Origin of the sequence: Alteromonas sp. D210916BOD_24 (genome assembly GCF_047159385.1) — a bacterium.
Lineage (GTDB): Bacteria > Pseudomonadota > Gammaproteobacteria > Enterobacterales > Alteromonadaceae > Alteromonas.
The window spans coordinates 3464021-3477285 of sequence record NZ_AP038333.1 but is presented as its reverse complement, the minus strand read 5'-3'; the positions used below and the strand labels follow the sequence as shown (position 1 = coordinate 3477285).

12 protein-coding genes are annotated in these 13265 nt (G+C 46.0%); all 12 read left to right on the top strand.

All coding sequences use genetic code 11. The annotated features are described in order from the left end of the window. The first annotated feature begins 58 nt into the window (after window positions 1-58). The 12 genes from tsaE (at window position 59) to ACMCM8_RS15035 (ending at window position 13182) form a co-directional block, all read left to right on the top strand. Window positions 59-541 (top strand): tRNA (adenosine(37)-N6)-threonylcarbamoyltransferase complex ATPase subunit type 1 TsaE, encoded by a 483-nt coding sequence (gene tsaE, locus ACMCM8_RS15090; protein ID WP_412723412.1) that lies wholly within the window; start codon window positions 59-61, stop codon window positions 539-541. 79 nt (window positions 542-620) lie between these two features. Further along, window positions 621-1964 carry an N-acetylmuramoyl-L-alanine amidase gene (locus tag ACMCM8_RS15085; RefSeq protein WP_412723411.1) on the top strand — a complete coding sequence of 448 codons (1344 nt, stop codon included), beginning with the start codon at window positions 621-623 and terminating at the stop codon, window positions 1962-1964. Window positions 1965-2085: 121 nt separating this feature from the next. After that, window positions 2086-3894 (top strand): DNA mismatch repair endonuclease MutL, encoded by a 1809-nt coding sequence (gene mutL, locus ACMCM8_RS15080; RefSeq protein WP_412723410.1) that lies wholly within the window; start codon window positions 2086-2088, stop codon window positions 3892-3894. Beyond that, complete coding sequence (miaA, locus tag ACMCM8_RS15075) at window positions 3878-4831, top strand: tRNA (adenosine(37)-N6)-dimethylallyltransferase MiaA (protein WP_412723409.1); 954 nt, start codon at window positions 3878-3880, stop codon at window positions 4829-4831. The genes mutL and miaA overlap by 17 nt, the downstream gene beginning before the upstream one ends. Before the next feature lie 77 nt (window positions 4832-4908). Next, window positions 4909-5157, top strand: a complete 249-nt coding sequence (hfq, locus tag ACMCM8_RS15070; RefSeq protein ID WP_412723408.1) for an RNA chaperone Hfq — start codon at window positions 4909-4911, stop codon at window positions 5155-5157. A gap of 17 nt (window positions 5158-5174) precedes the next feature. Then, the gene (hflX, locus tag ACMCM8_RS15065) at window positions 5175-6464 is read left to right on the top strand and encodes a ribosome rescue GTPase HflX (protein WP_412723407.1); all 1290 of its coding nucleotides are present in this window, start codon (window positions 5175-5177) and stop codon (window positions 6462-6464) included. 67 nt (window positions 6465-6531) lie between these two features. Continuing rightward, window positions 6532-7683: an FtsH protease activity modulator HflK gene (gene hflK / locus ACMCM8_RS15060; RefSeq protein WP_412723406.1), complete on the top strand. Its 1152-nt coding sequence runs from the start codon at window positions 6532-6534 to the stop codon at window positions 7681-7683. Between the two features lie 5 nt (window positions 7684-7688). After that, window positions 7689-8570 carry a protease modulator HflC gene (gene hflC, locus ACMCM8_RS15055; protein ID WP_412723405.1) on the top strand — a complete coding sequence of 294 codons (882 nt, stop codon included), beginning with the start codon at window positions 7689-7691 and terminating at the stop codon, window positions 8568-8570. 286 nt (window positions 8571-8856) lie between these two features. Then, window positions 8857-10458 (top strand): AbgT family transporter, encoded by a 1602-nt coding sequence (locus ACMCM8_RS15050; RefSeq protein ID WP_412723404.1) that lies wholly within the window; start codon window positions 8857-8859, stop codon window positions 10456-10458. 223 nt (window positions 10459-10681) lie between these two features. Further along, window positions 10682-11761 (top strand): ferrochelatase, encoded by a 1080-nt coding sequence (hemH, locus tag ACMCM8_RS15045; protein ID WP_412723403.1) that lies wholly within the window; start codon window positions 10682-10684, stop codon window positions 11759-11761. A 28-nt stretch (window positions 11762-11789) separates the two neighbouring features. Further along, complete coding sequence (locus tag ACMCM8_RS15040) at window positions 11790-12203, top strand: DUF4112 domain-containing protein (RefSeq protein ID WP_412723402.1); 414 nt, start codon at window positions 11790-11792, stop codon at window positions 12201-12203. Between the two features lie 103 nt (window positions 12204-12306). Then, on the top strand, window positions 12307-13182 hold the full coding sequence (locus ACMCM8_RS15035; protein ID WP_412723401.1) for an intradiol ring-cleavage dioxygenase: 876 nt from the start codon (window positions 12307-12309) through the stop codon (window positions 13180-13182). The last annotated feature ends 83 nt before the right edge of the window (window positions 13183-13265 follow it).

The following is a 13265-nucleotide window of genomic DNA, read 5'->3' as shown; positions in this document are numbered from 1 at the left end:
CGTAAGAGAGGGCGTTTACCGCGTTGTTCAGATTGTTTATTTCATTGGAATATTGTTGATGTCTTATCCCCAAACCTCTTACTTTGCCAATCAAGTGGAAGATACTGCACATCTTGCGAAAGATTTAGCGCAAGCGGTGGCCAGCCAACTTCCTCACGCGGCGGTTATCTATCTCAATGGCGATTTGGGTGCGGGAAAAACCACGTTTAGTCGCTATTTCATTCAATCATTGGGGCATTCAGGTAGTGTTAAAAGTCCAACCTATACATTGGTAGAGCCATATGAGTTGGAAAACCTCAATATTTACCATTTTGACTTATACCGCCTTGCTGACCCAGAAGAGCTGGAATTTATGGGAATAAGAGATTACTTCGGTTCAGGAACCATTGCCTTAATTGAGTGGTCTGAAAAAGGAGGTGAGTACTTGGCATCGCCGGATATAGTGATTAGTATAAATATTACACCGGCGGGTAGACAGTTTAACCTAGAGGCAAAATCAGCACACGGGGCAAAACTGCTGCAGCAGTGTAAACGTATCTAGTTTAAATTAGGGTAATTTTATCCCTTCGCTCGGTGAGTGTGAGGCTACACGAGAAAAAGCAAGAATAAAAAGGCGAATTATGGTGCGCAGTATAGTTTCGATATTATTGTTGTGTTTCGTAGCGACGACGTCCTACGGCGCGCAAAATAACATCGATGGGGTTAGGATATGGCCTTCACCAGATAATACGCGGGTTGTTTTTGATATGAAAACAACCCCTAGCTTTAGTTATTTTACGCTTAAAAACCCCTTGCGATTAGTTATCGATCTGGACAACACAAGCCACACAACGTCGCTAACCAACATAGAAAATAGTGGCGACCTTATTGGTAAATTACGCTATTCGACACCTAAGCAGAAGTCATCAGCGCGAGTTGTAATAGAGCTTAATCGCGCAGCTAAACCTTCCTTATTTGCAATGGAACCCGCCGAATCCTTCGGGCACAGGTTAGTAGTCGATTTAGCCGATAGTGATCCCCACCGTGGAGGGAGCGCGGCGTTGGCATCTACATCGGTGGTCATCGATGAGTCCTCTGGCTCCCGAGATCGGGATATTATCGTTGCGATTGATGCGGGGCATGGTGGGCATGACCCGGGTTCAGTTGGGCCAGCAGGTTCCTACGAGAAACACATTACCCTGAGCATCGCTAAAAAACTGGAAAGTATGATCAATAGTGAGCGCGGCATGCGAGCGATTATGACGCGAAGCGACGACTATTATATTTCTCCTAATCGACGCCCTGAGATTGCCCGGGAAAAGAAAGCCGACTTACTTATTTCCATTCATGCTGATGCCTTTAGTCAGCCTCAGCCTCGTGGTGGCTCTGTGTGGGTACTTTCCATGCGAAGAGCGGATACCGAACTGGGGCGCTGGCTGGAAAAATCTGAACGTCATTCCGAACTTCTTGGCGGCGCAGCAGAAGTGATTAACGATAAATCGAGTGAACGTTACCTGACCGAAACCATACTGGGGCTTTCTATGGATCACAGTATGGCCACAAGCCATGACTTGGGGAACAAGGTCGTCGAAGAACTTAAGCAGGTAACCAGCTTACATAAACGAAAACCACAAGCAGCGAGTTTTGCTGTGCTTACTGCCCCTGATATACCTTCTATTTTGGTAGAAGTGGGTTTTATTTCTAACCCACAGGAAGAAAAAAACCTCAACTGGTCAAAATACCGAGAGCGACTCGCAAAAGCGATGTTCAACGCTACTAAACGCTACTTCAAGCAAGTACCACCAGATGGTACACTGTGGGCCTTAGAGAGAGAAAATAACAGAACGCACAAAGTGCGAAGTGGAGAGTCACTGTCTCTATTAGCTCAGCGATACAATGTTAAAGTCAGCAGCATTAAAGCTGCTAATGATCTATCCAGTGACATTGTACAAATTGGCCAGGTTCTCACCATTCCAAGAACCTGAATCAGGCCAGTTGCGCGTGACTATATAGCGCTTTTGAGCGGTTTTCGTTCTCAGGTGCGAAAAAGTATAAACAGTGTAATTGCTGCTACCTGGTTCAGTCTTACTATCATAGGGTTCACCATTGCCTATACAACTTTTATCCCCACAACTCGCTAACCAAATAGCTGCTGGAGAGGTCGTTGAACGGCCAGCGTCTGTCGTTAAAGAATTATTGGAAAATAGTTTGGATGCAGGGGCTACAAAAATCGAAGTGGACATCGAGAAAGGGGGGCACAAGCGAATTCGCATTAAAGACAACGGCCAGGGAATTGCCAAAGACGAACTAAAACTCGCCTTGAGTCGCCATGCTACAAGTAAAATATTTACCCTCGATGATTTGGAACAAATACTTTCATTGGGTTTTCGAGGAGAGGCACTGGCCAGTATCAGTTCAGTCAGTCGGTTAACACTGACGTCGAGAACAGCTGAACAATCTGAAGCTTGGCAAGCGCACTGTGAAGGGCGAGAAATGCAGGTTAACGTTCAGCCAGCGGCTCACCCTATCGGCACGACTATTGACGTGGCAGACCTATTTTATAATACCCCCGCTAGACGCAAGTTCCTACGGACAGAAAAAACCGAATTTCAGCATATAGAAGAGGTAATAAAACGCATTGCGCTGAGTTATCCAAACGTTTCGTTTGTACTAAAACACAATGACAAAGTAGTTAAACGGTACATCGCCGATGCCGAAGGGAGCTTATCCAGCCGAATTGGCGCGGTAGTGGGAAATAAATTTATTCAAAATGCCGTGCATATCCATACCGATTATGAAGGCATATCCATTGATGCCTGGTTGGGCAATGAAACCATGCTGCGCAGTAGTAATGATTGCCAGTTTAGTTTTGTGAACGGTCGAGGTATGCGTGACAAACTCATCATGCATGCCATTCGCCAGGCCTATGAAACGGTTTGGGGCGTTATCGAGCAGCCGAGTTTTGTTGTGTATTTAAGTCTAAGCCCTAAAGACGTAGACGTAAATGTGCACCCCGCTAAGCACGAAGTACGGTTTCAGCAGGGCCGATTAGTGCATGACTTTATTTGTAAATCAGTCAGTGATGCGCTGCATAGCTTAACAGACAAGTCTGTTGCTCCCGCTACATCTGGTCACGCTTTTGAAATGGCAGAAGTGGCTCACGATTACATTCGGCCATTGCAGGAGTCTCATTCGCAGCAAGGCGGTGGTAGGGCATTTCATTCTGTTATGCCATCACAAGGAAGAGGGGATTCTGGTTATGTCCGTGGCCCAACATCTAGTGAACACAAGGGAATGGGGGCTTTTCAACGTACAGCAAAAGGGCCAAGTGCAGCCTACCAGTCCCAGTTTAATGCTTTGATGACGCCAAATAGCGACAAGTTAACTGCAAATCAGCAAGATGCGACTAATGTGCAATGCCTAAATGTCTCACCACAGCGTAGGATTTACGCATTTGATGAGAAAGTTTTTCTTTTATCTGCAGCAAAACTTGCAAGTGTATGGTTAAGCGAACTATTTTTAAAAGCAGAACACGGGCAACCCTTACTTATGCCAGTCGCAATTCAGCATGCTGATGTCGACTCGCATACCCTTGAGGTATTGCAAGCATTTCACTTTGACATTAACAAAGTGGCAGGTAAATTCCGATTGCAACAGGTACCTGCCGGCACTAGGCATTTTCCGTGGATTAAATGGTTTGCGCACCTATTGTGTACAGAGTTCGAGAAAAATACGCAAAATACAGAGGCATTAGCACCAGCGATCACCATTCCAGAACGGGATCTTCCCGATGACATCGCACTTCAAGTGTGGGGGTGGATGGAAGCACTGGATGATCTGAAACAATGGGAATATATATCGCAATTTGCTAAAGTTCGCCCCTTAAAATCAGTACTTGATGTATGGGGAGAATAACGTGTCGACTGGCATAAATTCTGCATTGCCTGTAGTAGCCATTATGGGACCAACTGCATCAGGTAAGACAGGGTTGGCGCTTGAGATTGCCAAGCATATTGAAAGCGAAGTCATCAGTGTCGACTCTGCGTTGGTATATCGCGATATGGACATTGGCACGGCAAAGCCAACGGCAGCTGAGCAAGCAGGTGTGGTTCACCACCTTATTGATATTATTGACCCAGTTGAAACCTATTCTGTTTCGCAATTTGTTAATGATACCAACAGGTTAGTAGAAGAAATTCGGGCCAGAGGCAATCTGCCCATTCTGGCGGGTGGTACAATGATGTACTTTAATGCCTTGATAAATGGAATTTCGCCACTACCTAAGTCGGATGAGGCGATCCGTGAGGAAATCACGCAGCAAGGAAAGGATTTCGGGTGGAGTAAGCTTCACGAGGAACTGTGTCGTGTGGATCCGGTAAGCGGTGAAAGAATTCACCCTAACGATCCACAGCGTATCACCCGTGCGCTGGAAGTCTATCGCAGTTCAGGTAAGACATTAACGGATTGGCAACAGCACAAAGGCCAGGCCTGTTCGTTTGACGTGGTGCAGTTTGCAATAGCACCTAAAGATAGAGCGGTGCTACATGAACGCATTGCAGCACGCTTCGACATTATGTTGCAGCAGGGCTTTGAACAAGAAGTATTGAAACTTTACGAACGTAGTGATCTTCATGAAGATTTACCTTCTATACGTTCAGTAGGGTATAGGCAAATGTGGCAGTACTTAGATGGTCAGCTTTCTTTTGACGAAATGCGAGAGCGCGGCATTATCGCAACCAGACAGTTAGCCAAACGCCAACTGACGTGGTTGAGAGGTTGGGAAAACGTGACCTGGCTGGACACATTTGCTAACGATAATTTGACTAAAATTACAGCGAAAGTCACACTTTAGATGTTGGAGTGTGGTATACATTAGACGTGCAGCGGTGGTGATTTACTACCGCGAATAATAAAAACTAAGGATATCAAATGGCTAAAGGGCAATCTTTACAAGACCCATTCTTAAACGCACTGCGTAAGGAACGTATTCCAGTATCAATTTATTTGGTAAATGGTATTAAACTTCAGGGACAGGTTGAGTCTTTCGATCAATTCGTGATTTTACTGAAGAATACAGTAAGCCAGATGGTGTATAAACATGCAATTTCTACCGTGGTTCCGGCGCGCGCCATTACCATGCCAAGTTCTGGAGATTCTGAAAATACTAAAGGTGAATAATTTAAAAGGTAACGAGCTTGTTTGACCGTTATGAAGCCGGTGAACAGGCGGTACTTGTTCATGTTAATTTTTCCGACGAGAACAGCAAAGAAGACTTAAGCGAATTAGAGTTGCTTGTGTCTTCTGCTGGTGTAGATGCGGTAGAGGTGATTACTACCTCGCGCAGTGCGCCTCACGCTAAGTTTTTTGTCGGATCGGGAAAAGCAGAAGAAATAGCGGCAGCGGTAAAGGCACATGATGCTAATGTTGTTATTTTCAATCACGCCCTTTCTCCTTCTCAGGAGCGCAATTTAGAGGCCGTGTGTAAATGCCGAGTGTTAGACAGAACGGGCCTCATTCTCGATATTTTTGCGCAGCGCGCAAGAACCCATGAGGGTAAGTTGCAAGTAGAGCTAGCGCAGTTAAGACACATCTCGACGCGACTCATCAGAGGGTGGACTCACTTAGAACGTCAAAAAGGTGGTATTGGCCTTCGCGGTCCTGGTGAAACACAGTTAGAAACTGACCGTCGATTGCTACGAGGTCGCATTAAAGCCATTCTTCGTCGTTTGGAAAAAGTACAAAAGCAACGTGAGCAAGGACGTCGCTCGCGTAAACGTGCCGAAATACCAACGGTATCCTTAGTGGGCTACACCAATGCGGGCAAGTCGACACTGTTTAACACTATTACTAATTCGCACGTCTATGCTGCCGATCAACTGTTTGCCACGCTTGACCCTACGCTGCGCAAAATTGATCTGAAAGATGTAGGTCCTGCCATATTGGCCGACACAGTGGGCTTTATTCGTCATTTGCCTCACGATTTGGTTGCGGCCTTTAAAGCCACACTTCAAGAAACCCAAGAGGCCGATTTATTGCTTCACGTGGTAGATATTGCTGATGCAAAATACCGTGAAACAATGGATGAAGTGAATGATGTGCTTGAGGAAATCGACGCAGGAGAGATCCAACAATTACTAATCTGTAATAAGATTGATAAACTAGAGGACGTGAACCCGCGTATAGAGAGAAATGACGAAGGCGTGCCCATTAGAGTGTGGTTGTCGGCACAGACGGGAGAAGGTAGTGAGTTATTAAGCCAGGCGTTGACTGAATGCCTGGGTAAAAGCATGGTCAATTATACGTTAAAGATCCCACCCGCTCATAGTCGATTGAGAGGGGTGCTTTACGAATTAAATTGTATTGCGAGCGAAGGATATGATAGTCAGGGGGATTGGGTAGTTGATGTAAGAATGCCTGCCGCTGACTGGAACAGACTTGAAAAACGTCTGGAAAACGGAATATCAGAGTATGTCGTGCGACATTAGCCAGTAATGCACACTGGCGGAGCATGCGAAATTCAAAAAATATAACAGTAATCTATGGAGTATCAGCATGGCTTGGAATGAGCCGGGTGGCAATAATAACGACCCGTGGAAAAATCGCGGTGGGAAAGAACAAGGTCCCCCAGATTTAGACGATGTATTTAAAAACTTGTTTGGCAAGTTTGGTAAGTCAGGCGGTAACGGTGGTGGCTCAGGCAAAAGCTTGGGTGGTATCGGCGCGGGCATTTTAGTAGGCCTTCTCGTAGTTATCTGGTTTATCAGTGGCTTTTACACTATACGCGAAGCCGAGCGCGGTGTAGTTCTACGCTTTGGCGAGTATCACCAGCAGGTCGAGCCTGGATTGCGCTGGGCGCCGACATTTATTGATACGGTGATCCCGGTCGACGTACAGTCTATTCGCGACCAATCGTCTTCAGGCTCAATGCTTACCGAAGATGAAAACGTGGTAAGCGTTCAGATGGAAATGCAATTTCGCGTGGTGGATCCGTATCGCTGGACTTTTGCGGTAGAAAGCCCAGAACAAAGTCTCAGTCAGTCGCTCGACAGCGCGATTCGTTATGTTGTGGGTCATTCAACGATGGATGACGTTTTGACTGACGGCCGTGAAGTTACCCGTCAACGTGTTTGGGAAGAGCTTCAAGCTATTATTGAGCCATACAACATGGGTGTGTCAATCATCGACATGAACTTCCGCGATGCACGACCGCCAGAGCAAGTGAAAGACGCGTTTGACGATGCCATTGCGGCGCAGGAAGATGAGCAGCGCTTTATTCGCGAAGCTGAAGCCTACGCAAGAGAAATTGAACCTCGTGCCCGTGGTCAGGTAAATCGTATGAACGAGGAAGCCCAGGCTTACAAAGAGCGCGTTATATTGGAAGCGCAGGGTGAAGTGGCACGTTTTGAAGAACTGCTTCCACAATATGAAAGAGCGCCGCAGGTAACGCGCGAGCGTATTTATCTAGAAACCATGGAAGAAGTACTTGGTAATACCAGTAAAATCTTGGTGGATAGCAAAGGCGGCAACAATATGATGTATCTTCCGTTAGATAAAATCATGGAGCGCCAGCAGTCAACCACCACTACTCGCTCTCGTAACACCTTAGAAGGGTTACAAGCACCTGTGATTGATTCACAGGGTAGAAGTAATAATACCTCGCCGTCGTCGGGCTTGCGTGGTGACAGCTATAGAGAGGGGAGATAATAGCTATGAAAAATTTACTCATTGCCGTTGCCGTTCTTCTTGTCTTGCTTGCATCAGGCTCGTTGTTTGCGGTTAAAGAAGGTGAGCGTGCGATTGTTATTCAGTTCGGTAAGGTTCAGCGAGATACAGAAACCGGCGAGACTAAAGTCTTTGAGCCAGGTTTGCATTTCAAGCTGCCTTTTATTGATTCTGTGCGCCATTTAGATGCCCGTCTTCAGACATTAGATGGTACGCCAGACCGCTTCGTTACCAGTGAAAAGAAAGACCTTATTGTGGACTCATATGTGAAGTGGCGCATTGATGATTTTGCACGCTACTATTTGTCTACGGGTGGCAATACATTACAAGCGGAAGCGCTACTAAAGCAAAAGGTGAACAACGGGCTTCGTTCTGAGTTTGGTACGCGAACCATTGCGCAAATTGTTTCAGGGGAACGTTCAGCATTGATGAACCAAGCCATGGAACAAGCGGCGACATCATCAGATGAATTGGGCATCGAAATTGTAGATGTGCGGGTTAAGCAGATCAATTTACCGACCGAAGTCAGCAACTCCATTTTCCAGCGTATGCGTGCAGAGCGTGCTGGTGTGGCTCGTGAACACCGTTCACAGGGTCAGGAGCAAGCCGAAGTGATCCGTGCTAACATTGATGCAAAAGTCACCGTTATGTTGGCTGATGCTGAGCGTAACGCACGTCAGCTACGCGGTGAAGGTGATGCATTAGCGGCGCAAATCTACGCAGATACCTATTCTAAAAATGCCGATTTTTATAGTTTCTTGCGCAGTATGGACGCTTACAAACAAAGCTTTAACAGCAAACAGGATGTCATGGTAATTGCACCTGATAGCGAGTTCTTTAAATATATGAACGGCGCTAAAGGTAGATAACCCTAAAACGGTTATTCAGCTTAAAAGCCAGTCTTAAAGACTGGCTTTTTTATGCGATACAATTGACCCCAAGATTATGTTTTCCAACAATAACTTTTGAAGCATAAGGTGTATTGCTATACCAGGGAGCGTTTTCATTTCAGCCTTTAGCTGCCAAAAGTGCGTGTAATCGGGTAAAATAGCATCGAATTGAATATAAAACTGCACCACTAGTTTGTACGACGGCCTTGTCCTCCCAGCAATACCGTTGATGAAGTAGGTGCGAATAAACGACAGAGGGAAAATTTTGACAACGGAAAATACGAATACAATTTCTGCCGAAGATAACGGTGGGAAGGGTGGGTTATTCTCACGATTTCTCGCCACGGTAGAATTTTTAGGAAACTTGCTCCCCCACCCAGTGACTCTGTTCGCGTTACTGTCGCTATTTATTGTGATTTTAAGTGGTGTTTTAGGGTATTTCGATATCGCAGTAGCCGATCCTCGCCCAGAAGGGGCCAAAGGACGTGAAGCTGACGGCATGATTGAAGTTATTTCTTTGATGAGTGCCGAAGGCCTGCAACGTATTGTGACAGGCTTGGTGACTAACTTTACTGGATTCGCGCCTTTGGGAACGGTGCTGGTTGCATTACTCGGGGTATCAGTTGCAGAGCACTCTGGGTTGTTATCGGCGGCAATGCGCGCGTTGGTAATGAATGCTTCGAAAAGAGCCGTAACCTTTGCGATCGTCTTTGCAGGTATTGTGTCAAATACCGCATCAGAGCTGGGTTATGTGGTCTTAATACCCTTAGCAGCGATGATATTTCATTCTCTTGGACGTCATCCGCTCGCTGGTTTAGCTGCAGCTTTTGCTGGAGTATCAGCAGGCTACAGTGCCAATTTGTTACTTGGTACGGTAGACCCATTATTGTCTGGTATCACCGAAGCGGCCGCCCATATGATAGATCCAGACTATACCGTCGGGCCAGAAGTAAACTGGTACTTTATGTTTATCAGTACTTTTGTTATCGCTACCATGGGCGCATTAGTCACGGAAAAGGTGGTCGAGCCCAGACTAGGTAAATACGATCCGTCTGAAGCATCTATCGAATTGGGTAATCAATCTATGGATGCGCCTACCGTACTTGAGAAAAAAGGATTGCGTTGGGCGGGTATATCGTTTGCTATTGTGTGTGGCATACTGGCGCTGACTATAGTGCCGGAAAACGGTATCTTACGTCATCCTGAAACTGGTGAAGTGGCGGGTTCGCCATTTTTAAAAGGTATTGTAGCGTTTATCTTTATTACCTTTGCTATTCCGGGCTTTGTTTACGGCAAGGTGACAGGTTCAATGAAAAATGACAAAGACGTCATTAATGCCATGTCTAAGAGCATGGGGTCGATGGGCTTGTATATTACGTTAGTGTTCTTTGCCGCCCAGTTTGTTGCCTTTTTCAAATGGACCAACTTAGGTACCGTGCTTGCGGTTAAAGGCGCTGCTTTGCTTCAAGCCGCAGGTCTTGATGGACCATCAGTATTCATCTTGTTTATCTTGATGTGTGGTGTGGTTAACTTATCCCTTGGCAGTGCCTCGGCACAGTGGGCTGTTACTGCGCCAATCTTCGTACCTATGCTGATGCTCATTGGTTATGCGCCGGAAGTTATCCAAGCAGCCTATCGTATTGGTGACTCTGTAACCAACGTAATCGCACCCATGATGAGCTATTTTGGTCTTATTCTGGCCATGGCTGCGCGTTATCGCAAAGACTTGGGTATGGGTACCCTGATTGCTATGATGCTTCCCTATACCATGGTCTTTATCGTTGGTTGGACTTTATTGTTTTACATTTGGGTATTTCTGTTAGGCATGCCAGTAGGTCCAGGGGCAGCGACCTATTATCAGCCATAACGGCTTCACAGTGTAAAAGGCTATCAATAGAAAAGCGGTGAACCTTTCGGTAACCGCTTTTTTAATGCCAAAAATCTATTGTTTCAATCGTGCTATTTTCGTTAGCGAAACGATCATATCTGTGCGTTATTCAGTATAATATTATCTGAAATAAAGCGTTACCCAGGCGCGAAAAGCACAAAGCAGGTAATGCGACCAGCAGTACTTCTCGAAAAGGCAGGCAATGAAATATAAATCAAATAAGGGTTTTACCCACGGACAAGCCGACAAAATAGGTGTGTTGGTGACCAATCTTGGGACACCCCAAGCGCCAACTAAACAAGCTCTACGTCCTTACTTGAAAGAATTTTTATCTGATCCTCGAGTGGTTGAGGTGCCGAAAGCCATTTGGTGGTTCGTGCTGAATTTGGTGATCCTGAATTTTCGTCCCAAACGCTCAGCGCAAGCGTATGCGGGGGTGTGGACCGAACAGGGCTCGCCGCTTATGGCGATTACTCAATCACAAGCAGCGGCAATCGCAGAGCGTTGCAAAATGACCTATGGCGATGACGTTATTGTCGATTTTGCTATGCGCTATGGCAAACCGGCTATTTCAGATGTGATAGACAATATGCTGGCAAAAGGCGTACGCAAGCTGGTCGTTCTGCCCTTGTACCCTCAGTATAGTGCTTCAACCACAGGCTCGACGTTCGATGCAATCGCCAAAGATTTTACGGCCCGTCGCTGGTTGCCTGAGCTGCGCTTTGTCAATCACTACCACGATCGCGACAACTTTATTACAGCGCTTGCTAATAAAGTAAAAGCCCATTGGGATAAACACGGTAAAGCCGATTTATTGCTTTTATCCTATCATGGTATCCCCAAACGTTATTTGATGAATGGCGACCCTTACCATTGCGAATGTCATAAGACGTCTCGGTTACTAGCAGAAAAACTTGGTCTGGCTCACGATGAATATATGACGACCTTCCAGTCTCGATTTGGTCGTGAAGAATGGCTTAAACCCTATACCGACGAAACACTCAAAGCGCTACCAAGAAAAGGTGTGAAAACGGTACAAGTTATGTGCCCAGGGTTTTCAGCCGACTGTTTGGAAACCATAGAAGAAATCGGAGAAGAAAACCGAGAGTACTTTATGCATGCCGGTGGCGAGCGATATGAATATATAGAAGCGCTAAACAGCGACAAAGAACACATTGATGTGTTGTTTGACATTATTCAGGAAAACCTACATGGATGGTCTGTGTCGAAGGACAATGGTTTACGCGCGGGTCTTGCCAGCGCTTTAGGCGCAAACAAGTAGCGTCTTTGATTTATCAAAAGGTGATCACATGGACGTAAAAGCGCCCAAAGCCTTACTCAAGGCACAAAAACTGGCAAACTTACTGGATACCGCGGTTAAGCTTCCCATTATTCCAGTCAGAGTGGGTTTAGACTCACTGGTGGGAATTATTCCCGGTGCAGGTGACGCGTTAATGCTGTTGGTGTCGTTGCGTATTGTGTGGCTGGGAAAGTCGCTTGGCATGCCAAAACCCTTGTTAGCACAAATGGTAAAAAATGCTGCCATAGACTTCGGTCTCGGGTTTATTCCTGTTGTCGGCGATTTGGTCGATATTTTTTATAAAGCTAACCAAAAAAATGTCCGCATTATGGAGCGCTGGTGGATAGGTGAAAACAAGGCAAATGTCGACGCTGCCACCCGCCAGGCGCTTAATGATTGGAATGAACAGAGCAAGGACAGCTAAGACATACGGTATGTGTCAGTTATTGTAAACCTTGCGTAAAGCCTAGAACCTTTCATCGCTAAGCTGAGTCTTTGTCATCACATAACTACGTGAGGCTAAGACCATGTCATTACAACAAAAACATTCACTACTCACCCGGCGTCGATTTGTAAAAACCGCCGCAGGACTTACACTTATTCCTTTTACCGCAAGTTTGTTGGGATGCGGCAGTTCAAATTCGTCTTCATCCAGCGCTGATACAGAGGACAATCAAAGCACGGGTGACGATTCGGCTTCAGGCGGTAGCACCACCTTTGAGGGTTGGGCACAAGGAGGCACCAGTGCCATGGTGGACGATTTTCCTGATGATGCATTATTTGAAAATAGTTCAACATGCAATGTCTCCCTTACAGGAGCGCAAACTGAAGGTCCATGTTATTTTCAAAGTGATTATCTCGATGATATTTCCTACGGAAAAACCGGCTTACCAATGATGCTTTGCTTACAGCTAATCGATGAGAGCTGCAATCCATTGGCCGGGTATGAAATAGAAGTATGGCATTGTGATGTAGAAGGTGTGTACTCTGGTGACACGAGTGATAGCGCGGACAGCAGCCGCTTTAGTTCAGGTTTTTGTACGGGGGGCGATGAAGAGGCGTTGAACGCAACATGGTTTAGGGGCGTAGCGGTGACCGACGCCAGTGGACGGGTGAATATAAAAAGCTGTTTTCCTGGTTGGTACAGTAGTCGCGCGATACATATCCACTTTCGCATTCGTCGAAATAACTATGATCAACTGATATCTCAATTCGGCTTTTCAGACAGTTTCTGCCAAACTATCTGTGGCAATCATGCAGACTACCAACATCGAGGAGAACCCGATACGCTGCTTGGGCGCGATACAGTGTTTGGCAGTGACTATAACGACTATCTGTTCGACATTGCGCAAAATTCAGATGGGTCTCTGCTGGCGTATAAACGAATAATTATCGGACAATAAGTTCACTTTAACGCTGAATTCCTTTATGTTGGAAGTGCTCGAAAGTTGAGCACTTTCGCAGGCAATGTAAACCGTTCAAAGGG

Bases quoted from the DNA above. Each gene is read 5' to 3' on its own strand.
- hflK (WP_412723406.1), top strand. From the start codon at position 6,532: ATGGCTTGGAATGAGCCGGGTGGCAATAATAACGACCCGTGGAAAAAT.
- miaA (WP_412723409.1), top strand. From the start codon at position 3,878: ATGTATGGGGAGAATAACGTGTCGACTGGCATAAATTCTGCATTGCCT.
- hflC (WP_412723405.1), top strand. From the start codon at position 7,689: ATGAAAAATTTACTCATTGCCGTTGCCGTTCTTCTTGTCTTGCTTGCA.
- ACMCM8_RS15085 (WP_412723411.1), top strand. From the start codon at position 621: ATGGTGCGCAGTATAGTTTCGATATTATTGTTGTGTTTCGTAGCGACG.
- hemH (WP_412723403.1), top strand. From the start codon at position 10,682: ATGAAATATAAATCAAATAAGGGTTTTACCCACGGACAAGCCGACAAA.
- tsaE (WP_412723412.1), top strand. From the start codon at position 59: ATGTCTTATCCCCAAACCTCTTACTTTGCCAATCAAGTGGAAGATACT.
- hfq (WP_412723408.1), top strand. From the start codon at position 4,909: ATGGCTAAAGGGCAATCTTTACAAGACCCATTCTTAAACGCACTGCGT.
- ACMCM8_RS15040 (WP_412723402.1), top strand. From the start codon at position 11,790: ATGGACGTAAAAGCGCCCAAAGCCTTACTCAAGGCACAAAAACTGGCA.
- ACMCM8_RS15035 (WP_412723401.1), top strand. From the start codon at position 12,307: ATGTCATTACAACAAAAACATTCACTACTCACCCGGCGTCGATTTGTA.